Origin of the sequence: Janthinobacterium sp. MP5059B, assembly GCF_001758645.1 — a bacterium.
GTDB classification, from domain to species: domain Bacteria; phylum Pseudomonadota; class Gammaproteobacteria; order Burkholderiales; family Burkholderiaceae_D; genus Janthinobacterium; species Janthinobacterium lividum.
Genome location: NZ_LRHX01000016.1, coordinates 1,201,363 through 1,225,897 on the forward strand (window position 1 = coordinate 1,201,363; position 24,535 = coordinate 1,225,897).

Consider the following 24,535-nt stretch of genomic DNA (forward strand, 5'->3'; position numbering starts at 1 on the left):
ATTTTGAAATTATTGCAATCGGTTGCAATCACGCTTTACCGGCCCGAGGCGCGTACGATCAGCTCGGTTGGCAATTGCCGGGATGGCGCAGGTGCGCCATCGACCAGCGCCAGCAGCGAGGCCACCAGCGCGCGCCCGGCGGCGCGGATCGGCTGGCGCACGGTGGTCAGCGGCGGGTGGAAATACGCGGCCAGTTCGATATCGTCGTAGCCGACCACGGCCACCTGTTCCGGCACGGCCACGCCACGCGCGCGCAAGGCGCTGATGGCGCTCATGGCCAGCAAGTCGCTGCAGGCAAAGATGGCGTCGAACGGGAGCCGGCGATCCAGCAGTTCCTGCACGTCCGTCGCGCCGCCCTGCGGCAGGAAGGAGCCGGCCACGTACAGTTGCGGATCGGGCGCCAGTCCGTGCGCGGCCAGCGCCTGCGCATAGCCCTGGTGGCGCTGCGCCACTTCGGGCAGCTTGGCGTCGCCAAAGAAGGCGATGCGCCGGCGCCCCGCCGCCAGCAAATGCTCCGTGGCCAGCCTGCCGCCGGCGACGTTGTCGCCGCCAACGGTGCAATACAGCTGCTGCGGCAATTGCGCGCCCCACACGACGATGGGCACCTGGCGCGCGGCCAGCTGGTTCAGTTGTTCATGGTGGCGCCACTGGCCGATCAGGATGATACCGATCACGCGGCCGCTATCGAAGGACTGGGCGGCCGCATCGAGCGTTTCCGCATCCACGCGCGAAATGAGCATGTCGAAGCCCTGCTCCGTCAGCGCATCGGCCAGGCTGCCCAGCATGCTCAGAAAGAAAGGATCGGACAGGTGCTGGCGCGTGGCCGCGTCATACGGCACCACCACGCCCACCGTGCGGTTCTGTTTCAGGCGCAGGTTTTGCGCGCCGATATTGATGGAGTACTTGAGCGAACGGGCCAGCGCGATGACGCGCGCGCGCGTCTCTTCATTGACCAGCGAACTGCCGCTCAGGGCGCGCGACACGGTGGACGTGGACACGCCGGCAAGGCGCGCGATATCGGCCATCTGCAGGCGCTGCTGCGCCTTCGAATCTGTACCGGTCATCGGACGCTCACTGCGGCACGGTGTCCTTGAACGACTGCCGCTCGGACAGTTTGTCGAACAGGCGGGCCAGCGCAGGATGGTCCGCGCGCCAGTCGATTTCCGGGAAGCGGAAGCTGAGCCAGCCCAGGGTGCAGCCCACGGCCACGTCGGCCAGGGTGTAGTTCTTGCCGGCGCAATACGCGCTCTCGCCCAGGCGTGCTTCCAGCGCCGCCAGGCCCAGGGTGACTTTTTCCAGCTGGCGCGCGATCCAGGCCGCGCTTTGCTGCTCGGGCGGGCGCTGCGTGCGCTCCAGGCGCACCAGCACGCCAGCGTCGAGGATCCCGTCGGCCAGCGCTTCCCAATTCTTGATATCGGCCCGCTCGCGGCCATTGCCGCCGGCCGGCAGCAGCTTGCACACGGGCGTGAGCGTGTCGAGGTATTCGACGATGACTTTCGAATCGATCAGCGTGCTGCCATCCTCCATCACCAGGCAAGGCACTTTGCCCAGGGGATTGGCCTGGGCGATGCGGGTTTCCGGCACCCACACGTTTTCCAGCTCGAAGACATAGTCGAGCTTTTTTTCCGCCAGCACGATACGGGCTTTGCGGACATACGGGCTGGCGAGGGAACCGATCAGTTTCATAGGTACTTTAAGGTAAAGGAGCAGCAAGCAGTATAGCATCGGCGGCAGCGGTGTTTGGCAGCACGCGCCCGGCGCCCCCCAGTGTGTGGCAGGCACGCCGCATCGGGGCCGGATTCGGCCAAATTGCGGTGCGCCGACGGCCGACGGACGGCTGGCCAGCGGCCAGCGGTGGTAAAATCGCCCTTTACTGTGGCGCCGCCAGTGTTGCTGTATTGCAATAGCCTTGCCCTCCCCGCGCGCCACACGCCAACCGTTTCTTTAACTTGCGTCCGCTCTCATGACTTCTACTACTCCGTATTCCACGCTGTCGGCCCTGTCTCCGCTCGATGGCCGCTACGCCAGCAAGACCGATCTGCTGCGCCCGATCCTGTCCGAAGCCGGTTTCATGCACCACCGCGTGAAAGTGGAAATCTCCTGGCTGCAAGCGCTGTCGCAAGCCGGTTTCGCCGAAATCAAGCCGTTCTCGGCAGAAGCGAGCGCCCTGCTCGACAAGATGGCGAGCGATTTCTCGGAAGCCGACGCGGCCCGCATCAAGGCCATCGAAGCGGTCACCAACCATGACGTCAAGGCTGTCGAATACTGGCTGAAGGAACAAGTGGCGGACGTGCCGGAACTGGTGGCGGCGTCGGAATTCATCCATTTCGCCTGCACCTCGGAAGACATCAACAACACCTCGCACGGCATGATGCTGAAAGCCGCCCGCGATGGCGTGATGCTGCCGGCATTGAACGGCCTGGTGGCAAAGCTGACGCAGATCGCGCACGACAACGCCGACGTGCCGATGCTGTCGCGCACGCACGGCCAGACGGCCAGCCCGACCACCCTGGGCAAGGAATTTGCCAACGTCGTGGCCCGCTTGCAGCGCGCCGTGAAACGCATCGAGCAAGTGGAAATCCTCGGCAAGATGAATGGCGCCGTCGGCAATTACAATGCCCACCTGTCGGCCTACCCTGGCTTCGACTGGCCGGCATTCTCGAAGGCCGTCATCGAGCAGCGCCTGGGCCTGGTCTTCAATCCGTACACCATCCAGATCGAGCCGCACGACTACATGGCCGAACTGTTCGACGCCTTCGCGCGCGCCAACACGATCCTGCTGGACCTGAACCGCGACATCTGGACCTACGTGTCGCTGGGCTACTTCAAGCAAAAACTGAAAGCGGGCGAAATCGGTTCGTCGACCATGCCGCACAAGGTCAACCCGATCGACTTCGAAAACTCGGAAGGCAACCTGGGCCTGGCCAACGCCGTCCTGAAACACCTGTCGGAAAAACTGCCCGTCTCGCGCATGCAGCGCGACCTGACCGATTCGACCGTGCTGCGCAATATCGGCGTGGGCCTGGGCTACACCCTGCTGGCCTATGACAGCTGCCTGCGCGGCCTGAACAAGCTGGAAGTAAACCACGCGCGCCTGGCGCAAGACCTGGACGCGACGTGGGAAGTGCTGGCCGAGCCCGTACAAACCGTGATGCGCCGCTATGGCATCGAAAACCCGTACGAGCAGCTGAAAGAGCTGACGCGCGGCAAGGGCATCTCGAAAGAAGCGCTGCAAACCTTCGTCAATGGCCTGGCCATTCCGCAGGATGCCAAGGACGTGCTCTTGACCATGACGCCGGGTAACTACATCGGCATCGCGGCGCAATTGGCCAAAGCCATCTAAGCAGTTTCCACATGGGGATCATGCTATCCCACTCCCGCGGGGCGGCCAGCACACAAATGCTGCCCGCCCCGCGGTTTTTCCGGCAATCTTTCTTGTAGAATCTCCAGCACGCAGCGTAAATTGCTTTTCTTTGGTATATTAGGCCGAATTAGTCCTAATACGTACTACTTTCAAGAAAGCCGTCGATGCAACGCTACACCACCACCGCCATCATCCTGCACTGGCTGACCGCCCTGCTGATCATCAGCGCCTTCATCATGGGCCTGGTCATGGTCGATATTCCCGGCCTGACGCCCACCAAGCTCAAATATTTCTCGTGGCATAAATGGCTGGGCGTGACCGTGCTGGCCATCGCCGCCATCCGCCTGCTGTGGCGCAAGGCCAATGTACCGCCGCCGCACCCTGCCAGCATGGTTGCCTGGCAAAAGAAGGCGGCCGACGCCATGCATGTGCTGTTGTACATCCTGATCTTCGCCGTGCCCGTTTCCGGCTACCTGTACACCCTGGCCGCCGGCGTACCCGTGGTCTATCTGGGCCTGTTCCAGCTGCCCGTCATCATGGCGCCGAACCCGGAACTTAAGCCACTTTTAAAAGAGATTCATTATGTTCTGAACATGACGATGGCCGCCGCCGTGGCCGCCCATGTGCTGGCGGCGCTGAAGCATCAATTTATCGACAAAGACGGCGTACTTAAACGCATGCTGCCATAACACCGACTTCACCCTTGCTCACTGAAACTCCAGGAAAAATAAGATGAAAACCACCCAACGCATCGTCCTCGCTTCCCTGCTGGGCCTGTCCGTGGCCGCCACCGCCGCCACCCTGCTGAAAGTCGATCCCGCCAAGACCAGCGTGTCGGCCGTGTTCAAGCAAATGAACGTGCCCGTGGAAGCGAAGTTCAAGAAATTCAATATCGCCATCGATTACAACCCGGCTACGCCGGACGCCTCGAAAGCCTCGGTGGAAATCGAAACGGCCAGCATCGATATCGGCGACCCGGAATACAACAAGGAAGTGGCCAAGAAAGAATGGTTTAACGCGGCCCAGTTCCCGAAAGCCACCTTCGTTTCAAGCAGCATCAAGGCCGCCGGCGCGGGCAAGCTGACGGTCAGCGGCAAGCTGAGCATCAAAGGCAAGACCACCGACGTGACCTTCCCTCTGACGGTCAAAGCCGACGGCGGCAAATATGCGTTCGACGGCGCCCTGCCGATCAAGCGCCTGACCTACAACATCGGCGAAGGCGAGTGGAAAGACACGAGCATGGTTGCCGATGAAGTCACCATCAAATTCCACGTCGCCGCGCAGTAACGCCTGAGAAAACGTCCATGGCTGCGTTGCTCTTGCCTCGTCGTACTATTCGTACTGCCTTCGGCAAGGCGCCTGGCCCTGAACGTTTTTCAGGCGTTACATATCAGATCACCGCCCAAAAATCTGTTGTTTAACTTAGTTAGGAATTCAATGAAATTGAAGCACTTGATGATCGCCGTGCTGGCAGCTGCCGGCGCCGGTTCGGCCATGGCCGCTACCGACACCTACAACCTCGACCCGACGCACACTTTCCCCAGCTTTGAAGCCGATCACATGGGCATGTCCGTGTGGCGCGGCAAGTTCAACAAGACCAAGGGTACGGTCACCCTGGACCGCGCCGCCAAGACGGGTAGCCTGGACCTCGTCATCGACGCCGATTCGATCGATTTCGGCCTCGACGCCATGAACACGCACGCGAAAAAAGCGGACATGTTCAACGTCGAAAAATTCCCGCAAATCACCTACAAGAGCAAATCGCTCAAGTTCGACGGCGACCAGTTGGTGGAAGTCGATGGCGAACTGACGCTGCTGGGCGTAACCAAGCCCGTCAAGCTGAACGTGAGCAAGTTCAAGTGCATCATGCATCCGCGCTACAAGCGCGAAGTGTGCGGCGCCGATGCCACGGCGGAATTCAAGCGCAGCGACTTTGGCCTGAACTACGGCATGCCGGCGTTCTCGCCGGAAGTCAAGCTGGCCATCCAGGTGGAAGCCATCAAGGCCGACTAAACACGGCCTTGCCGCATGACAAGCCCGCCTCGCTGCCCGCAGCCAGGCGGGCTTTTGCATGCACTGCGCGAATCCGCTGGACTTTTCTATCGTGCGGCATCACTATCCATTGGCATGATGTTGTTCTGACATGGCACACCCACTTATCCACCGCGCGGAGGACTACATGAATTTCATTATCTGGATCGTTATTGGCGGCGTCATCGGCTGGCTGGCCAGCATGGTCATGAAAACGAATGCGCAACAGGGCATCTTCCTCAATATCGTCGTCGGCATCGTCGGCGCCTTCCTCGGCGGCTGGCTGCTGGCCCCCCTGTTCGGCACGGGCACCATCAATAGCGACAATTTCAGCCTGGCTTCTCTGCTGGTCTCGTTCCTGGGCGCCGTGATCCTGCTGGGCATCGTGAATCTCTTGCGCCGCGGCAAAATACGCTAAGCAGACACATGGCAACGCATCAGCAAGTGGCCGGGCCGCGCAAGCGCCCGGCCATTTTTTATTGCCGGCAAGACAATTGTATGGACAATACCACAGCCGCGGCACGAGAAAATGCCCGTTCGCAGCCCACTCCTGCCCCTGCAATGCCGAAAATAGTGCAATTTTTACAAGTAACTACAAACATGCCCTCGGGAAAATGTGATTGACTAGTGCGAGTTCGATACGGATACTCTAGGTCGCCCGCTGAGAAAAAACACTGGGTACACGTTGGTTCCGACTTCCCTTCATGTAAAAGACTAGAACTCGAATGAAAAAATCTTTAATCGCGCTCGCCATCCTGAGCAACTTCGCACACGCCGACGAAGGCATGTGGATGCCCCAACAGCTGCCACAAGTGGCCAAGGAACTGAAAGCGGCCGGACTGAAACTCGATCCGACCAACCTGACCAAACTGACCGAATTCCCCATGGGCGCCATCGTCAGCCTGGGCGGTTGCTCGGCTTCGTTCGTCTCGCCGCAAGGCCTGGTTGCCACCAACCACCATTGCGTCTACAACAGCGTGGCGGTCAATTCGACCAAAGAGCGCGATTTGCTGGCCAACGGTTTCCTGGCCAAGACGTTCGCTGAAGAATTGCCAGCCGCCCCGGGCAGCCGCATCTTCGTGACCTCGGCCGTGACCAATGTCAGCGACAAGATCATCACCGCCGACGTGGCCAAGCTGCAAGGCAAGGCACGCATCGACGCGATCGAGAAAAACCAGAAGAAACTGGTGGCCGAATGCGAAAAAGAAGCGGGCTTCCGCTGCACCGTGTCCGCCTACTACGGCGGCCTGGAGTTCTACCTGATCAAGCAACTGGAAATCCGCGACGTGCGCCTGGTGCACGCGCCTCCAGCAGGCGTCGGCAAGTTCGGCGGCGACACCGACAACTGGATGTGGCCACGCCACACGGGCGACTACGGTTTCTACCGCGCCTATGTCAGCAAAGACGGCAAAGCTGCCGACTTCAGCAAGGACAACGTGCCTTACCAGCCGAAGCACGTGCTGAAACTGGCCAAGGATGGCTTGAAAGAAGGCGATTTCGTGATGGTCCTCGGCTACCCTGGCCGCACCAACCGCCACCGCCTGCCATCGGAAGTGGCGTACACGTTTGACTGGAACTACCCGGCCTTCGTGAAAGCGTCGGGCGAAACCCTGGCCATCATCGCGCGCGAAACCAAGGACAACAAGGATGTTGCCCTGAAATACGCGGGCCAGGTTGCTGGCGTGAACAATTACTACAAGAACCGCCAAGGCATGCTGGATTCCTACGCCGGCAGCGACTTCCTGGCGCGCAAGACGACGGAACACGAAGCCCTGAAAACCTGGGTCAACGCGAATGCTGCCCGCAAGGCGGAATTTGCCGGCGACATCGAGCAAGTGGAAAAGCTGATCGCCGAGCGCGATGCCGACACCAAGCGCGATTTCTTCCTGAGCTACGCACAGCCACGCCTGCTGAACACGGCACGCAGCCTGTACCGCCTGTCGAACGAAGGCACCAAGGCTGACACGGAACGCAAGTCCGGCTACCAGACGCGCGATTTGCCACGTCTGTCGTCGAGCATCACGTCGGTCGAGCGCACCTACGATGAAAAAGTCGACAAGGCGCTGGTACTGAACAGCCTGACCAAGTACGCCGCGCAACCGGCAGCACAACGCCGCGCCAGCTTTGACGCCGCCATCGGCATCAAGGACGGCATGTCGCAAGCCGACCTGTCCGCCGCCCTGGACAAACTGTATGCCGGCAGCAAGCTGGCCGACAAGGAAGAACGCGCAGCGTGGCTGAAACGCACGCCAGCCGAATTCCAGGCCAGCAAGGACAGCTTCATCCAGGCAGCCGTCGCCATGTATCCGGATTCGCTGAAAAACGAAGCGGAAGACGAAGAACTGGCAGGCAAGATCCAGCAAGCCTACGCCAACTACATGAAAGCAAAGATTGCCTTCATGAAGAGCAAAGGCCAAGCCGTCTATCCTGACGCCAACAGCACCCTGCGCGTCACGTTCGGCAAAGTAGCCGGCCGTGACCACGGCGCCGACGGCACCACCTGGTCTGCCTTCACCACCGTCAATGGCGTCGTTGCCAAAGCCACGGGCCAGGGCGAGTTCAATGCACCGGCGAATCAACTGGCCGCGATCAAAGCCAAGGACTTCGGTAAATTCGTCGATCCCAAGCTGAAAACCGTGCCGGTCGACTACCTGGCCACCCTGGACATCACCGGCGGTAACTCCGGTTCGGCTGCCCTGAACGCCAAAGGCGAATTTATCGGCCTGGCCTTCGATGGCACCTTGGACTCGATCATTTCCGATTGGGACTACAACAAGGCCAACACCCGTTCGATCCAGGTCGACCTGCGCTACATGCTGTGGAACATGAAACACATCGACCACGCAGACAACCTGCTGAAAGAAATGGGCGCTGAATAACAAGAAGCAATAACCCGGCAACGGGCGCTTTAGCCTGAGCCACTCCCGCGGGAGTGGCTTTTTTTCGCCTAACGTTTTACTTTGGTAAAACGGTAAGGTACGGCTTGCTCTTCGCCAAACACTTGCGCCCTGCCACTTCCCAGCGGCAGCATGACCCGCCGACCATCCTGCAGCAGCAAGGCCAGGTCGGCGCCGGGAAAGCGCTGCGCCAGCGCAGGATAAGCATGGCGCGCGATGCCGGCGGCGGGAACCACGATGCGGTAGTCGCCATCGCCAAAGTCCAGCAGCAGCGCGGAAAGCTCATCCGGCCCCGGCAGCGCCGTGATGCGCAGGCGCGCGCTTCCCTTGACGAGCTCGAAGGCGGACCACAGGGGCAGGCTGCGCTGCATGGCGCCGATCCGCAGCAGCGGCGCGTGGCGCGCCTGCGCCGACGTCAGCACGATGTCAGGCCGTTCTTCCGGCACGGCCCCATCGACGGCCAGCAGCCAGCCCCGGTAGCGTATCAGCGCGCCCTGCGCGGCAGCCGTGACAGACCCGCCCTGCGCCACAGGCTCCTTGCCCGCAGGCAAGCGCAACGGCGCCGCCTGCGCCGCCAGGCAAACCCACCACACCAGCGCCGCCATCGCCGACTTGCCCATGCCGCCTCCCCTCGTGCGTGAAACGTATTCATAACACAAGTACAGCAACAAGCCCCTGCGGCGCCTCAAGGCAAGAGCGCCGGTGCTACAATTGGCCCCTAGCGGGCGTACTTACCCAGCGCGCCTTCCCCCTCCCAGACTCAGACCGCTATGCCACCAGACTTGCGCACGACCTACGAACTCGGTAACCACAACCAGACCACGACCTGGCTGGAATGCATCACCTTCTATCAAGATCTTGCCGCACGCTATCCGCAAGTGCTGCACTTCGAACAGATCGGCCTGTCCGACTCGGGCGTGCCCGTCCACGCTGGCGTCGTCAGCGCGGACGGCGTGTTTGACCGCGAACAGATCAAACGCGTGGGCCGCACGGTGTTCTTCAACAACAACGGCATCCACCCGGGCGAACCGGAAGGCATCGACGCCTGCATGGCCATCGTGCGCGACCTCTGCACGCAGCCGGAACGCCTGGCGGCGCTGGGCAGCACCGTCTTGCTGTTCATTCCGATCTACAACGTCGATGGCAGCCTGAACCGCGCCAATACATCGCGCGTGAATCAGGATGGCCCGGAGCAATTCGGTTTCCGCGGCAATAGCCGCCACCTGGACTTGAACCGCGACTTCATCAAGTGCGACAGCCTGAACGCGCAAGTGTTCAACCGCCTGCTGGCCAGCTGGGACCCGGACGTGATGGTCGACACGCATACGTCGAACGGCGCCGACTATCCGTACACGATGACCCTGATCCACACGCAGACGGATAAGCTGGGCAACGGCCTGGGCCCCTTCCTGCAAGACACCATGCTGCCGCACATCTTTGCGCAGATGGAAAACGCTGGCTGGCCCACCTGCCCGTACGTGAACCCCGTCAAGGATAGCCCCGACCACGGCATTGCCGAATTCCTCGAAGTGCCCCGTTTCTCGACCGGCTTTGCGGCCTTGCATCACGTCATCGGTTTCATGCCGGAAACGCACATGCTGAAACCGTTTGCCGACCGCTACGCTTCCATGCGCGCCCTGCTCGACATCACCATGGCGTTCACGGTCAAACATGGCGAACAGATCAAGCAATTGCGCGCGCAAGCGAAGGCGGCCGGCCGCACGCAAGCCGCATGGCCGATTCACTGGGCCATGAATGAAGAGCAGCCGTCGACCTTCCCCTTCAAGGGCTATGCGGCGCAATACACGCCGAGTCTGCTGGGTGACTACCAGCGCCTGTCCTACGACCGCTCGCAGCCGTGGGAACGCGATATCGCCTACTACAACCGCTTCGATGCGGACGTCACCGTGGCCGCGCCGAAAGCCTATATCGTGCCGCAAGCGTGGCGCGAAGTGATCGAACGGCTGCGCTGGAACGGCGTCGAAATGAGCCGCATCACCACCGAACAGACGCTAACGGCCCGCTACTACCACATCGCCTCTGTCGGCACGCGCGCCACGGCCTACGAAGGCCACATGTTCCACGACCATGTAGAACTCGAAGCGCGCACGGGCCAGTTCACCGTGCAAGCGGGCGATTATGTCGTCAGCCTGGATCAGGACAACGCCCGCTACGCCGTGGAAACGCTGGAGCCGCAGGCGCATGACAGCTTCTTCCGCTGGGGTTTCTTCAATAGCGTGCTGGAGAAGAAAGAAGCGTTTTCCGATTACGTTTTCGAAGACATGGCATCCGAACTGCTGCGCGATGAACCGGCGCTGGCGGCCAAGTTTGCCGACTGGAAAGCTGCCAATCCCGCCTTGCGGAGCAATCAGGAAGCCGTGCTGAACTTCATCTTTGCACACTGCCAGCGCTTTGCCGAGCCAGAATGGCGGCGCTACCCAGTGATCGCCCTGATGTAAATCCGGGCTGTAGCAACTGCAACATCCTGGCGCCGCATCGGAGACCCCGGTGCGGCGCCTCTTTCTGTGCCCTACCCACAAGGTAATCCCATGCACTACGCACTGAACCTGCGCACCTTTATTTACAGCCATTATTTTTATCTGGGCTTGCGCGTGGCCATCGGTCTCATCGGCCTGGCCTTGCTGACCCAGGAAATCAGCGACAGCGCCACCGCCATGACGGTATGCATCGGCGCCCTGTGCACGACCCTGATGGACATGCCCAGCCCGCTGCGCCACAAGTTCAATGAAATGCTCGCTTCCGTGCTGCTGTGCAGCGCCGTCACTTTGTTAATCAGCCTGTGCGGCCCCGTGCAGTGGCTGTTGATGACGGTGCTCGTGCTCGTGAGTTTCCTTGCCAGCATGATGGTGGTGTATGGCAAGAAATCCATGCCCTTGCAACTGGCCGCCCTGTTCATCATGACCATGTCGATGGAGCACCAGATGACGTGGCAGCAATCGTTCCACCACGCGGGCCTGTTCATGCTCGGCGGCCTCATCTATCTGGCTTACGCCATGGCCATCGCCTGGGTCTTGCGCCACCGCATCAAGCAGCAAGTGCTGGCCGAAGCCCTGTTCGAACTGGCCGCCTACATCGATATCAAGGCCGATTTCTACGACACGCGTTTCAATCTGACGGAGCAGTTCAACAAGCTGGTGCGCCATCAAAGCATTTTGGCCGACCGCCAGCAAGCATCGCGCGACCTGATTTTGCGCAGCCACAAGAACAGCAAGGATGCCATCGTCGTGCAGGTGCACGTATGCATGCTCGATTTATATGAACTGATCCTTTCCACGCACACGGATTACGCGTTGCTGCGCCAGCACCTGGCCGACTCCGACGTGCTGAAATCCTTGCACGACCTGGCCTACAAGGCGGCGCGCGACATCGAAGCCGTGGCCTACGCCGTCACGCGCAAGCGCGCCTCGTATGCGCAGATCAGTTACGACAAGGAATGGGCCGACATCGAAGGAGAAATTGCCCGCCTGCAGGCAAAGGGAGAAAATGCGCAGGAAGCGCTGGCCACCCTGCGCGCGCAGCGCAACAAGATCCGCGCCATTCTGAAAATGATCGCGGAATTGCACCTGGCCAGCCAGAAAGTCTACGACAACGTACCGTTCTGGAGCGGCGCGGACATGGCGCCATTCTTGTCGCAGCAGAAATATGAACTGAAAACCCTGCTGTCGAATCTGCGCCTGGAGTCGCCCGTGTTCCGCTTCGCCCTGCGCGTATCGATGGCGATCTCGGTAGGCTTGCTGATCGGACACTGGCTGCCGTATGCGGCCCACAGCTACTGGATTGTGCTCACCATCGTCATCATCCTGCGCCCCACGTTCAGCATGACGCGGCAGCGCCGCGCCGACCGCATCATCGGCACCATCATCGGCTGCGTGATCACGGCCATCGTGATCCGCTTCGTGCACAGCAATATCGTGCTGATGGCCATTTTGTTCCTCTCCATCGTGGCCACGCCCACCTTCATCTATTTGCGCTACCGCTACACGGCCATCGCCGTGAGCCTGATGATCTTGCTGCAAATGCACCTGGTGGCGCCCAGCAACCCGAACCTCGTCAGCGAACGCCTGATCGATACCCTGATCGGCGCAGCCGTGGCCACAGTGTTCAGCTTTGTGCTGGCCAATTGGGAATACCAGAGCCTGCCACGCCTGGTGCGCCAGGTGCTCAATGTAAACCTCAGCTATATGCAGGCCAGCTTCGCGCTGTTGCAGGGAAAGTGTTTCGATGATTTCGCCTACCGCATCGAGCGCAAGCGCTTGATGGACAGCCTGGCCGCGCTCAGCTCGGCGCTGGTGCGCATGCTCGACGAACCGGCCAGCAAGCAGCGGGCCGTGGAAGACATCAACCTGTTCATCGTGCAAAATTACTTGCTGGTGGCCCACGTCGCGGCCCTGCGCTCCATCCTGGGACGCCACGCCAGCCAGCTGCCTGTCGCGCCCGTCAACGCCTTGCTCAGCCACAGCCATACGCAAGTGTGTTTGACCCTGTCGCGCGCGCTGGAGCAGCTCGACAACCAGGCGACGATCAGCGCGCCGCTGGCTCCCCCTGCCGCGCCGCCCGTCAGCGACGTGGCCTGGTCAGGCTGGCCGCTGGTGCAGCGGCGTATCCGCCTGTTGCAGGCAGATGCCGACAAGATCGTGATACATAGCGCGGCGATCGTACATATTGTCACACCGCGCCAAATCCCCGGGATCTATTTCAGATAGCGCTCAAACCAGCCGATAGTACGTTTCTGCAAGTCACGCTGGTGCTCGGGCTTGCGGAAGGAGTGCCCTTCGCCATCGTAGATGAACAGGCTGGACGGTACGCCCATGGCGCGCAAGCCGTGCCAGAATTCCAGCGACTGGGCCGCCGGCGTTTCCACGTCGCGCTCGCCCACGTAGATGAGGGTCGGCGTCTTCGCCGCCTTGATCGATTCGATGGGCGAAGCCTTGCGGTAGACGGCCGGATCGTCATAGGCGGAGGCGCCAAAGAACGGGATCATCCACTGGTTGATGCCGTTCTGGCCGTAATAGCTGATCCAGTTCGACACGCCGGCACCGGCCACGGCCGCCTTGAAGCGGTCGCTGTGGGTGACGCCCCACATGGTCATGAAGCCGCCATACGAATGGCCGATCAGGCCCAGGCGCTGGCCATCGACGGGCGCCACTTTTTGCACCGCATCGATGCCAGCCAGGATGTCGCGCCAGTCGCCGCCGCCAAAGTCGGCCATATTGGCGCGCGTAAATGCCTGGCCCTGGCCAAAGCTGCCGCGCGGATTGGGCAGGAAAACGAAATAGCCTTTTTGCGTCAATTCATGGATCAGGGTGCTCGCCCCCACATAACGGGGCGAGGCGGCTGCACCGGGCCCGCCATGCACGTTGACGATCATCGGGTAGCGCTTGCCTGTGTCCGTCTTCAACGGCCCCAGCAGCCAGCCTTGCACCTTGTATTGCTCGTTGTTCCAGCCCACGTTCTGCACCGTCAACTGCGGCGCAAAGCCGTCATTGTCGCGCGTAATCTTTTTCAGCTGGCCCACCGGTCCCGCCACCAGGTAGGAAGCATGCGTAAAGTCTTCCTGGGCAGCGGCAGCGTACTGGCCGTCGGCGCTGAACGACAAGCGGCCGTCGCTGCCGCTGCTGCTCAGTTCACCAAGCATCACCGGTCGGGCCGGGCCGCTTTGCGCATCGACGGGCACCAACGCCAGCTGCGAATCGATCAGGGCCGTTGCCAGCAAACCGGCGCCGCGCCAGACGACGCCATTGAAGGTGCCGCGATAGTCAGGTGTGAGATTGCGCGGCGTGCCGCCGGCCAGCGGCACGGTGTAGAGATCGCCGCCGATGGAGCCGAAATCGCTCATCAGGCCGCCGATGAAGACCACCGTCTTGCCGTCCGGCGAGACGGAAGGCAGGTTCAGCTGCATGGCCGGGGACGCGATCACGCGCAGGGCGCCCGTGGCCGCATCAATATGGCTGAGCTTGGCGACCCACCAGTTGCTGTCGCCATTGCCTTGCGCGCTGGTGGCAACAAAGCCGCGGCCATCGGGCGTCCAGCTGTATTCATACACATAGGTGTCGCTTGGCGACAGCAGACGCGGCTCGCCGCCGCTGGCCGGCACGACGGCGATGCGCTGGGCATCGTCTTCGCTGCCCACTTCGCCCACCTGGCGCACGCCAGCCTCCACGGCACCGGCCAGCTTGCGCGCGCCCACCGTCGCGAGCAGGGCCAGCTGCTTGCCATCCGGCGACCAGCGCACCGTGCTGGCCACGCCCTTGATAGTGGTCAACACACGCGCCTGCGCCTGCGACAGGGTGGCCAGGTACAGCTGCGCCGTGCCCGCCTTGGCGTCGTAGCCAATGAAAGCCAGCTGCCGGCCATCGGGCGACCAGCTGGGCTTGTCATAGGAACACACGGCACACGGATCGAATTGCTGCACGATGGCGCCGTTGGCGGCGTCGCGCACGACGATGGCCGCATGCGGGCGCTGCGGCTGCTCGCCCGCCTTGCTCGATTCGATGGCGGCGATGCGCTGGCCATTCGCGGACAGGGCCACGGCGCGGTAATCGCGCAATGCCGGTTCCGTTGCAGGGGCGGCCTGTGCCGTGTTGCCCAGAAGACTGCTTGCCAGCAAGCCCCAAACGGCCAAATCAGTTATTTTCATCATGTAAATTCCGGTTAGAAATAAAAAAAACCGCCGGCAAGCGCGGCGGTTTTGGATGGAACAGACTGCATTAGCGGGCCTTCTTGCCCAGATGCGAATGCCGCATGCTGTACAGGAAGTAAATGGCCACCGTCACCGCCATCCACACGCTGAACACGACAAACGTCGTATGCGGCAAATCGCGCATGATGTACAGGCAAGCCAGGATGCTCAGGCCAGGAATCACGTACGGGCCGAACGGCACGCTGAAGCCTTCGATGCGGTTGGCGCCCTGCTTGTGGCGCAGCACGGGCACGGCGATCGAGACCACCATGAAGGCTGTCAGGGTACCGATGCTGACCATGTCCCACAAGTAAGTGGCATCGACGGAACCGGCTACCACGGCCACCACCAAGCAAACGATGATGGTATTGCTGACCGGCACCAGGGTGCGCGGGTGGATTTTCTGGAACGATTTCGGGATCAGGCCGTCGCGGCTGACGGCAAACAGGATGCGCGTCTGGCCGTAGATCGTCACCAGGGTCACGCTGAAGACGGAAATGACGGCGCCGGCCGACAGCACCAGCGCGGGCCAGGTCTTGCCCGTGACGTTTTGCAGGATCACCGCCAGGCCCGCTTCCTGGCCTTCGAACAATTTCGCCTGCTGTGCGCCGAGGGCGGCCACGGCCACCAGCAAATAAAACACGGTGACGATGAGCAAGGCGCCGAGAATGCCGCGCGGCACATTGCGCGTGGGATTTTTCACTTCATCCCCCGCCGTCGCCACCGTATCGAGGCCAATGAAGGAGAAGAAGACAGTACCGGCCGCAGCTGTGACGCCCGTCATGCCGGCAAAGCCCTTGCTGTTGTCGGCATTGAAGAAGGGGAAGAAATTGTCGGCGTTAAAGCCGGAAAACGCGATGACGATGAAAAATACGAGGATCGCCAGCTTGATGATGACCATGATGGCATTCATCAGGGCCGATTCCTTGGCGCCGCGTAGCAGCAAAAAGCCGCACATGCAGATCAAAAAGATCGGCGGCAGGTTGATGTGGCCGGCATGAAACTCCATGCCATGCGGGCCGGAAACGATCATCGGCGTGCGCAGCATCTCGGGGATGTGCCAGCCGAAAGCGTTTTCCAGGAAGTTGTTCAGGTAGGACGACCAGCCGATGGCCACGGCACTGCCCGCCAAGCCGTATTCGAGCAGCAGACAGGCGGCCATGATGAAGGCAAGAAACTCGCCCACGGTGGCATAGGCAAACGAATACGAGGAGCCGGAGGCGGGTATGCGGAATGACAATTCCGCATAGCACAAGGCCGTCAAGCCGGCCGTGATGGCGGCGATCAGGAAAGACAGGACGACCGATGGGCCCGCCTTGGGGACGGCTTCGACCATGGTAAAGAAAATGCCCGTGCCGATGGTGGCGCCGACGCCGATCATGGTGAGGGAAAACAGGCCGATGGACCGGCTCAAGCCACTGCTGCTGAGGCCTTCACCATATTCGACCGTGGTATCGATCGGCTTGGTGCGGCAAAGTTTCTGGACCAGGGTTTGGCTCACTAGCATTCCTTTATGAGGCATGCACTTGAACACCTGCCAAAACCTACTGCGCGTCGTGATTTGCGGCCTGCGATGCTCACTGTGCATTCGCACAGCTGCGCTTCTTAGCCACAACTCGCATCCGCTCGCTACGGTTTTGTCAGGTGTCGTTCGAAACATGACGGGTAAAAACACTTAAAAACGGCGCTCCGGCCCTACCTGGCAAAAAACCGGAAAGATCGCGTCCATTTTCAAAACTAAGCGATTATAGGGCTTTCATCGGCTCAGCTAAACAGAAGTTTGATGCAAGGAAACAACGCCAGGCGTGCGCCGCAAAACGCGCACTGGCGCCAGGGGAACATGGAATTGCCAATATGAAAGAAAAAGCGCGCCACTGCTGGAGCAGGGGCGCGCTTTCGGTTCAGCTCAGCCGAGCCGGATTACTTCTTGCCCTGCGGCGCATCGGCCGGCGGCCAGCCCGCCTCGTAGCCTTGCGGCACGTCATCGCGCCGCTCTTTCGGCGCCAGGCCCAGTACGTAGTACAGCACCGTCAGCAGGATCAGCCAGGCTGGTCCGACCATCAGGGCGATGCGCGTATCGGGGAAATACGCCATCAAACCGATCACGAGCGCCAGGAAAGCCAGCGAAATCCAGGAACCGTAAGGCGCGAACGGCATGCGGAAGGCCAGGTTCTTGATTTCCAGCGGCGTCAAGGTCTTGCGGAACTGGATCTGCGTGACGAGGATCACGCCCCAGGTCCAGACGGCGCCGAAGGTGGAAATCGAGGTGACCCAGATAAACACTTTTTCCGGCACCATGTAGTTCAGCAGCACACCGATCAGCAGCGCCACGACGGACACCAGGATGGCGCGGCGCGGCACGCCGCTGGCCGTGGTTTCCGCAAACGCCTTGGGCGCCTGGCCTTGCAGCGCCAGGTTGTACAGCATGCGGCCCGTGCTGAAGATGCCGCCATTGCACGACGACAAGGCCGCCGTCAGCACGACGAAGTTGATGATGCCGGCGGCCGTCTTGATGCCCAGGCGTTCGAACGTCATCACGAAGGGGCTGCCGGTGGTGCCGATTTCATTCCATGGATAGATCGACAGGATGACGAACAGCGCGCCGACATAGAAAATCAGGATGCGCCAGAACACGGAATTGATGGCGTCGGGAATTGATTTCTTCGGGTTCGCCGCTTCGCCAGCCGTCAGGCCGATCATTTCCACGCCCAGGTAGGCAAACATCACCATCTGCAGCGACATCAGCACGCCCTGCGCGCCATTCGGGAAGAAGCCGCCATGCGTCCACAGGTTCGAGATACCGATGGCCACGCCGTCGTTGCCGAGGCCGAAGATGATCATGCCCGTGCCGCCGATGATCATCAGGATGATGGTGACCACCTTGATCAGGGCGAACCAGAACTCGAACTCGCCGTAGGCTTTCACGGCCAGCAGGTTGATGGCGCCCATGGAGCCCAAGGCCGCCAGGGCCCAGATCCAGCGCGGCACGTCGGGGAACCAGATGCCCATGTAGATGGCAACGGCGGTAATTTCCGCCACGCAGGTGACCAGCCACAGGAACCAGTAGTTCCAGCCCGTCAGATAGCCTTGCAGGGGACCCAGGTAATCCTGGGCATAGCGGCTGAAGGAGCCGGCCACGGGATTGTGCACGGCCATTTCGCCCAGCGCGCGCATGATCATGAAGATGACCGCGCCACCGATGATGTACGACAGCATGATGCCGGGGCCAGCCATCTTGATGGCGTTGCCGGAACCCAAAAACAGGCCCACGCCAATCGCGGCACCCAGCGCCATCAGGCGGATCTGCCGCTCGCCCAGGCCGCGGTGCAAGCCTTGTTCACTCGTTTTCATTACGTGTCTCCGTTTTTTTCTTGAATACACCGATCCCTCCACCCCAATGGCGGTTCCGCTCTTGCTGGAAAGGAGGAAAAGGCGCGCCGGCGGCAAGCGCCGGCATGTTCAGATGATCAGGCCAGTTCGGCGATCAGCTCGATCTCGACGCAAGCGCCCAGCGGGATTTGCGCCACGCCGAAGGCGGAGCGGGCGTGCTTGCCGCTGTCGCCGAAGACTTCGACGAACAGTTCCGAGGCGCCATTGGTCACCAGGTGCTGTTCCGTGAATGTGGAAGTGGAATTGACCAGGCTCATGACCTTGACGATGCGCTTGACCTTGTTCAAGTCGCCGCCGCAGGCGTCTTGCAAGGTGGCGATCAGTTCGATGGCGATGCCGCGCGCTGCGATCTTGCCTTCTTCCGTCGTGACATCCTTGCCCAACTGCCCCACCCATACCTTGCCATCCTTCTTGGCCAGGTGGCCGGACAGGAAGACGGTGTTGCCCGTGCGGGCATGCATCACGTAGGCGGCAGCTGGTGCGGCAACGACTGGCAGTTCGATGTTGAGGGCTTTGAGTTTTTCGTAAAACGACATGCTATTTCTCCAAGAAAACAATATAAGCGAAACCAAAATTCATGCACGGCAGGGCACGGAGGATGACGCCCTGGCAGCGCGGCTGTGACCGACAACAGTGCCAGATTAAACGTCATCATATTGGTGAACCAGCAGTTTTAGTTCACAAATAGGCCCGGTTATTCAGTGGATTATACCGACAATCAAACAAAATTCAGCATCGGTTCATGAAGCATGCTCTACAGGCATCGAGCGTGACTTTTTTCATTAAATTGTCACTTGTGCAATGTCAAGCCCTCCGGGTCAAGGTTTATCGCATCCAGAAATGCCTGGTCGTGCGAAACCACAAGTAACGCGCCCTGATATTGCAGCAGCATCTGCTCCAGCGCCTGCAGGCTGGCCAGGTCCAGATGGTTGTCAGGCTCGTCAAGCAGCAACAGTTGCGGCGGCGCCTGCGCATACAGCTCGGCCGCCAGCGCCACCTTCATGCGCTCGCCGCCGCTGAGCAAACGGCTGGGCATGGTGGCGCGCGCGCCGGCAATGCCCAGCAGCGCCAGCCGCGTGCGCAGCTCGCCTTCCGGCATGCTGCTATGGCGTTCCTGCAAGCGCTGCACGGCGCTCCACTCGCCGTCCTGCAGTCCCGCATGCTGGTCCAGCCAGGCTACCCTGGCATGGCAGCGCAATTCGCCGCTGGCGGGCGCCAGCTGTCCGGCGATCACGCGCAGCAGGGTCGACTTGCCGCTGCCATTGTCGCCCGTCACGGCCAGGCGGCGCGGCCCGTTCAGTACCAGGTTGATGGCTTGCGCCTGGCCATGCGGCAAGACCAATTCGCGCAGCTCCAGCAGCAGCTTGCCGTTCGGCACGGCACTGTCGGGTGCCAGCAGCAACCGTTCGGTCTCGGGCGCGCAGCGGGCGCTGGCGTCCATCACCCTTTGCTGACGCGCCTGCTGCGCCTCTTGCGCGCGCAAGCGCAGCTTGCCCTGGCTATCCTGGCTTTTCTCCTTGCGCGCGTCGAGCAGGAGCTTGCTTTGATTGCCTTCGCGGCCCTCGCGTTCACCGCGCGCCACCCGTTTCTGTTGCCGTTCTGCCTGCTGCTGTGCTTCGCGCTGTTCACGCTTGGCGCCAGCCTTTTCCGCCTGCAGGGCGGCCGCAAAACCGGCCTGCTCCAGCGCGCGCTGCTGCGCATACATCGCGTAATTGCCGCCATAGCTGCGCAAGCCCTGCGGCGACAGCTCGACGATTTCATCGACGTGCTCGAGCAAGCCGCGGTCATGGCTGACCAGCAGCAAGCCGCCAGGCCAGCGCGCCATCTGCGCCACCAGGCGGACGCGCTGCTGCGCATCGAGATGGTTGCTCGGTTCATCGAGCACCAGCCAGTCCGCCTGCGACAGCCAGGCGCCCTGCAAGGCGATGCGCTGGCGCTCGCCGCCGCTCAGGCTGGCCGTTGGCGTATCGGCACCCACATGGCGCAAATCGAGCGCATCGAGCGCCTGGCGCAGGCGGGCATGGGCATCCCAGCGTTCGCCCACGAGGGCGTAATCGGCTTCGTCGATGCTGCCTTGCGCGATGCGATCCAGCGCCGCCAGCAAGCTGGTCACGCCAGCGAGGGCCGCCACGGTGGGATAGTGCTGCGGATCGAGTTCCTGCGCCACGTAATGCACGCTGCCGTCACAGCGCGCGGCGCCGGAAGACGGCTGCGCCTGGCCCGCCAGCAGGCGCGCCAGCACGCTCTTGCCCACGCCGTTATCGCCGACGAGGCCGATACGTTGCGGGGCAAAGGAAAATTGCAAATCGGAAAACAGGGTGCGGCCATCGGGCAGCACGAAGGAAAGACGGTCGAGTTGTAGTAATGCGGGCATGGATACTCCTTGTACGTGCAGACAGGGCTGGCGAACCCGCGCGGCGCAAGGCGCTGTGGCGGGATGGGCGAGGCCGTGCACAGCACGGCAGTATCAATGGCGCATGTCGAAGCGTCCTGGAGAAATGGGGAGAAGCGTCAGTGTAGCAGAGACAGCCGGGTCAGCGCTGGCCCAGGGTCGTGTCGCCGAACAGGTGCTTGAATTCGCGCGGCTGCGAGCGCCAGTACTGCGGTGGCGCCGACACTTGCGCGCCCAGCTGGGCCGCCGCGTGCCAGGGCCAGCGCGGATCGAACAGGATGGCGCGCGCCAGCGCCACCATGTCGGACTGGCCGTTGGCGATGATGTCTTCCGCCTGCTGCGCTTCCGTGATCAAGCCCACGCTGATGGTGGGCAAGCCGCTGTCGCGCTTGATGCGTTCGGCAAACGCCACCTGGTAGCCGGGACTCACGGGAATTTGCTGCTGGGGCGAAATGCCACCGCTGGAGACGTGGATGAAGTCGGCGCCCAGCTGCTTGAGTTCCTGCGCGAAGCGCACGCTTTGTTCGATTTCCCAGCCGCCATCGACCCAGTCGGTGGCGGAAAGGCGCACGCCCACGGCCACCGTGGCCGGCACGGCGGCGCGCACGGCTTCATACACTTCCAGCGGAAAACGCATGCGGTTTTCCAGGCTGCCGCCATACGCATCCGTGCGGTGGTTGGCCAGCGGCGAGAGGAACTGGTGCAGCAGATAACCGTGTGCCGCATGCAATTCGATGCCCTCGATGCCCAGCGCATGCACGCGCTGGGCGGCCGCGACAAAGGCGCCCTTGATTTGCAGCAAACCCATTTCGTCCAGAGCGATCGGCACGGTTTCGCCGGGTGCGTGGGCGATCGCCGACGGCGCCACCGTTTGCCAGCCGCCCTCGGCCAGATGCACGCAGGCGCCGCCCTGCCATGGCGCGCGGCTCGACGCCTTGCGTCCCGCATGGCCCAGTTGCACCACCAGCGGAATCGGAGAGTGGCGGCGGATCGCCTGCACCACCTTGGCCAGCGCCGCCTGGTTCGCGTCCGACCACAGGCCCAGGTCCTCGGCCGAAATGCGTCCCTCGGGCGAGACGGCCGTCGCTTCCGTCATCAGCAAGCCCGCACCGGACAGGGCCAGGTGGCCCAGGTGGATCATGTGCCAGTCGGTGGCGTTGCCGTTGTCGGCCGAGTACTGGCACATGGGCGCGATGGCGATACGGTTGGCCACCTGCAGCGGCCCCAGTGCATATGGCGTGAATAGCTGGCTCATGGCGGACTCCGGAAAAGGGGAAGCACCGATTCTACTGCGCTTTGGCGATCGGGGCCTTACACCTGCTTACGTTTGATACAGCGCACCGTCTAGCCTTGCGGCGAGGAGACCGTTAATCTGGACACATCAATAACACCCGCAGTGCCACTCCAGGAGAACACATGAACACGACGAATACCGCCAGCCGCATCCACCCCTTGATGGCCGGCGCCGCCATTTCCGTGACGGTCCTGTGCCTGGTGGGCGCAGCGTCCATCGCCGGCATCCTGCCCAATTCGCGGGCGAACGTGCCTGCCGACGTGGCCGCCATGACGCCAGCCAGCGCCGCAGCCCTGGCAGCGCCCGCGACTGCTCCCGTGACTGCACCGGTAGCCGCGCCTGTCGTCGCGCAAGCGGCCCCAGCACCAGCTCCGGCGCCTGTCGTGCGCAAGCGCGTCGTGCACCATACGCAAGTGGCGCAATCGCGTCCTGCCTACAATGACGATGGCTACCGCGAGACAGCCTACCGCGAACCCGTACGCCAGCCGCAGCCAGTGCCTGCGCCAGCACCGGCACAACCCAACTACGTGGGCATCGGCACGGGCGCCGTCATCGGCGGCTTGATCGGCAATCAGGTCGGAGGCGGCCGCGGCAAGGCGCTGGCGACGGTGGCCGGCGTGATCGGCGGCGGCATGCTGGGCAATGCTGTGCAGAACCAGGTCCAACAGCAGCCACAGCGATAAAAAACCTGCTGCGCGTCGCGCTTTGCGGCCTGCGATGCTCACTGTGCTTCAGCACAGTTGCGCTTCTCGGCCACAAATCATCGCCACTCGCGACGGTTTTTCAGGCCTGTCAATCGTAAGGGCCAAGATAGTCAAGCTTGCCCACGGCCACGCCATTGTTCCTCAGGATGGCGTGGACCATGGAAACGTGGAAATAGAAGTTCGGCAAGGCAAAGCTGAGCAGGTAATTGTCGCCCGAGAATGTCGTTCCCTCGTCCGTCCAGTTCAGCACGACTTCCTTCTGCGCGCTGCCCGCCATCTGGCCAGCATTCACGCTGTCGATATAGGCGATGGTGTTGGCGATGCGCTCTTGCAGCTGCTCGAACGATGCCTCGTTATCCTCGAACTTCGGCGCCGGCACGCCGCTCAGGCGTTCGACCGACATCTTCGACGTATCGCTGGCGCGCTGCACCTGCGCCGTCAGGTCCAGCATGTCGGGCGCCAGCTGCGCGCCCAGTAGAATCTCGGGCACGATGCCATCTTCCTCCACATGGGCTTGCGCTTTTTCCAGCAGGGCCGAGACGACCCGCAAGCCGCGGATGAAGACGGGAATGGTTGCCTGATACATGGACACGGACATGGCGAACTCCTGATAGTGAACGATGAGCCAGTGTACCCGAGGCGTCGTCTTCCGGCAGCGCGCGCATGTGCGCCGACGCACGGATCAGCTCAGTTCGTTCTACTTTTCCAGATTCACCTTGCCATCCGGCGCATGGCCGGGCTGTTCCGCAGGTTCGGCCTGCGGCGCCTGCTTTTCCTTGCGCTTGCCGCCCAAAAACTTGACGATGGCCGCGCCGCCGCCCACCAGCGCCAGCAGCAACACTTTCTTGAAGGCCAGCAGCAGCGCCAGCAGCTTGCCAAACAAGCCCAGCTTGCTGGCCACGCCGCCGGCCACCAGCGCCGCCAGGCCATATTCAGCCACCTTGTCCGTCTTGCTGTCGAAATCCGTGTAGCGGTTACCGTCGGTAAATTCCGTGAACGCCGTCACTTGCTGCATCTCTTTCTTGATCGCCTCGATCTGCTGCATGCTGGCAATCGCGTTCAGGTTCAGCACGCCTTCGCGGCCCAGCACGCGCACGTTGTAGTTCAGCGAATGCTCGCCGCCATCGACCATCAAATCCTTGGCCCAGTACAGCTTGTGCGTATCCTTGGCATAGCTGGGTTTTTCCGCCCAGCCCATCAGATGGATGCCGGGATACCCCTGCTTCTTGCGCTCCGCATTGTTTTCCAGCACGGACGCCTGCATATCCTTGAGCAATTCGTCGTACTTGATGCTGTCCGCATCGTCATCCTTGATATGTCCTTCCTTTTCATACGTCACCACCACGCCCCAGCTGTCGCGCTCGAGCACGCTGGTCTTGGCAGGCACGATCATGCCCAGCGATTCCATGCCCGGCGGATTACCCCAGGCATCGACCAGCACGCGCTCGGCGTCCGCCGGCGACAAATAACGGAAGCTGGCGGGCAAATCCAGGGTGGCGATGCCGCCTGGCAAGGTGATCTTGCCGCGCTGCAGGTGCAACTGGGCAAGGAATTGCTCGGCCGTCATTTCCGGTGCGGCTGCCTTCTCTTCGGCGGGGGCGGCAGCCGTCAGGCTGGAAAGGGTCAGGCACAGCAGGGCTGTCAGCAGGCGTTTCAACATGATCGGTCCAAAAAATTGCAAAGGGTAAATATTTTAAATCAACTGATTGCCTAATGGATAATTATTTCCGTGCGGCATTTTTCCCATGAAAAAAGCGCCAGGC

20 protein-coding genes are annotated in these 24,535 nt (G+C 61.7%); 9 read left to right on the forward strand and 11 right to left on the reverse strand.

Annotated features, from left to right (window positions below; translation table 11 throughout):
- Window positions 1-35: 35 nt before the first annotated feature.
- Both JAB1_RS22495 and JAB1_RS22500 read right to left on the reverse strand, forming a co-directional pair.
- Complete coding sequence (locus JAB1_RS22495; RefSeq protein WP_070281804.1) at window positions 36-1,064, reverse strand: LacI family DNA-binding transcriptional regulator; 1,029 nt, start codon at window positions 1,062-1,064, stop codon at window positions 36-38.
- A 7-nt stretch (window positions 1,065-1,071) separates the two neighbouring features.
- Complete coding sequence (locus tag JAB1_RS22500; protein ID WP_070281805.1) at window positions 1,072-1,686, reverse strand: glutathione S-transferase N-terminal domain-containing protein; 615 nt, start codon at window positions 1,684-1,686, stop codon at window positions 1,072-1,074.
- A gap of 277 nt (window positions 1,687-1,963) precedes the next feature.
- Here JAB1_RS22500 and purB point away from each other — a divergent pair, with 277 nt between their 5' ends.
- The 6 genes from purB (at window position 1,964) to JAB1_RS22530 (ending at window position 8,274) form a co-directional block, all read left to right on the forward strand.
- Complete coding sequence (gene purB, locus JAB1_RS22505) at window positions 1,964-3,343, forward strand: adenylosuccinate lyase (protein ID WP_070281806.1); 1,380 nt, start codon at window positions 1,964-1,966, stop codon at window positions 3,341-3,343.
- A 185-nt stretch (window positions 3,344-3,528) separates the two neighbouring features.
- Entirely contained in the window at window positions 3,529-4,053 is a 525-nt protein-coding gene (locus JAB1_RS22510) for a cytochrome b (RefSeq protein WP_070254748.1), read from the forward strand.
- Window positions 4,054-4,096: 43 nt separating this feature from the next.
- Window positions 4,097-4,651: a YceI family protein gene (locus JAB1_RS22515; RefSeq protein ID WP_034778891.1), complete on the forward strand. Its 555-nt coding sequence runs from the start codon at window positions 4,097-4,099 to the stop codon at window positions 4,649-4,651.
- A 150-nt stretch (window positions 4,652-4,801) separates the two neighbouring features.
- Window positions 4,802-5,377 (forward strand): YceI family protein, encoded by a 576-nt coding sequence (locus JAB1_RS22520; RefSeq protein WP_070281807.1) that lies wholly within the window; start codon window positions 4,802-4,804, stop codon window positions 5,375-5,377.
- A gap of 166 nt (window positions 5,378-5,543) precedes the next feature.
- Complete coding sequence (locus JAB1_RS22525; protein WP_034778894.1) at window positions 5,544-5,813, forward strand: GlsB/YeaQ/YmgE family stress response membrane protein; 270 nt, start codon at window positions 5,544-5,546, stop codon at window positions 5,811-5,813.
- Between the two features lie 307 nt (window positions 5,814-6,120).
- Entirely contained in the window at window positions 6,121-8,274 is a 2,154-nt protein-coding gene (locus JAB1_RS22530; RefSeq protein WP_070254752.1) for a S46 family peptidase, read from the forward strand.
- A gap of 68 nt (window positions 8,275-8,342) precedes the next feature.
- Here JAB1_RS22530 and JAB1_RS22535 read toward each other — a convergent pair whose 3' ends face one another.
- Window positions 8,343-8,912 (reverse strand): hypothetical protein, encoded by a 570-nt coding sequence (locus JAB1_RS22535; protein WP_070281808.1) that lies wholly within the window; start codon window positions 8,910-8,912, stop codon window positions 8,343-8,345.
- A 150-nt stretch (window positions 8,913-9,062) separates the two neighbouring features.
- On the opposite strand from JAB1_RS22535, the gene JAB1_RS22540 reads away from it, so the two are divergent.
- The gene (locus JAB1_RS22540; protein ID WP_070281809.1) at window positions 9,063-10,751 is read left to right on the forward strand and encodes a M14 family zinc carboxypeptidase; all 1,689 of its coding nucleotides are present in this window, start codon (window positions 9,063-9,065) and stop codon (window positions 10,749-10,751) included.
- Between the two features lie 90 nt (window positions 10,752-10,841).
- Window positions 10,842-13,016, forward strand: a complete 2,175-nt coding sequence (locus tag JAB1_RS22545) for an FUSC family membrane protein (protein WP_070281810.1) — start codon at window positions 10,842-10,844, stop codon at window positions 13,014-13,016.
- On the opposite strand, the gene JAB1_RS22550 is transcribed toward JAB1_RS22545, so the two are convergent.
- The 6 genes from JAB1_RS22550 to JAB1_RS22575 all read right to left on the reverse strand — a co-directional run bounded on the left by JAB1_RS22550 (window position 13,004) and on the right by JAB1_RS22575 (window position 22,029).
- Window positions 13,004-14,953, reverse strand: a complete 1,950-nt coding sequence (locus JAB1_RS22550) for a S9 family peptidase (protein ID WP_254672200.1) — start codon at window positions 14,951-14,953, stop codon at window positions 13,004-13,006. The genes JAB1_RS22545 and JAB1_RS22550 overlap by 13 nt on opposite strands.
- A gap of 67 nt (window positions 14,954-15,020) precedes the next feature.
- A complete protein-coding gene (locus JAB1_RS22555) occupies window positions 15,021-16,493 on the reverse strand; it encodes an amino acid permease (protein WP_080753216.1) in 1,473 nt (490 codons plus the stop codon).
- A gap of 419 nt (window positions 16,494-16,912) precedes the next feature.
- A complete protein-coding gene (locus JAB1_RS22560; RefSeq protein WP_034778907.1) occupies window positions 16,913-18,343 on the reverse strand; it encodes an amino acid permease in 1,431 nt (476 codons plus the stop codon).
- 116 nt (window positions 18,344-18,459) lie between these two features.
- Complete coding sequence (locus JAB1_RS22565; RefSeq protein ID WP_070254760.1) at window positions 18,460-18,918, reverse strand: RidA family protein; 459 nt, start codon at window positions 18,916-18,918, stop codon at window positions 18,460-18,462.
- Window positions 18,919-19,172: 254 nt separating this feature from the next.
- On the reverse strand, window positions 19,173-20,756 hold the full coding sequence (locus JAB1_RS22570) for an ATP-binding cassette domain-containing protein (RefSeq protein WP_070281811.1): 1,584 nt from the start codon (window positions 20,754-20,756) through the stop codon (window positions 19,173-19,175).
- Between the two features lie 160 nt (window positions 20,757-20,916).
- A complete protein-coding gene (locus tag JAB1_RS22575; RefSeq protein WP_070281812.1) occupies window positions 20,917-22,029 on the reverse strand; it encodes an NADH:flavin oxidoreductase/NADH oxidase in 1,113 nt (370 codons plus the stop codon).
- 161 nt (window positions 22,030-22,190) lie between these two features.
- Between JAB1_RS22575 and JAB1_RS22580 the strand changes: the two genes are divergently transcribed.
- A complete protein-coding gene (locus JAB1_RS22580) occupies window positions 22,191-22,751 on the forward strand; it encodes a glycine zipper 2TM domain-containing protein (RefSeq protein WP_070281813.1) in 561 nt (186 codons plus the stop codon).
- A gap of 109 nt (window positions 22,752-22,860) precedes the next feature.
- On the opposite strand, the gene JAB1_RS22585 is transcribed toward JAB1_RS22580, so the two are convergent.
- Both JAB1_RS22585 and JAB1_RS22590 read right to left on the reverse strand, forming a co-directional pair.
- Window positions 22,861-23,370: a DUF1993 domain-containing protein gene (locus JAB1_RS22585; RefSeq protein WP_070254768.1), complete on the reverse strand. Its 510-nt coding sequence runs from the start codon at window positions 23,368-23,370 to the stop codon at window positions 22,861-22,863.
- A gap of 99 nt (window positions 23,371-23,469) precedes the next feature.
- Window positions 23,470-24,432, reverse strand: a complete 963-nt coding sequence (locus JAB1_RS22590; protein WP_099389328.1) for a DUF2167 domain-containing protein — start codon at window positions 24,430-24,432, stop codon at window positions 23,470-23,472.
- Between the last annotated feature and the right edge of the window lie 103 nt (window positions 24,433-24,535).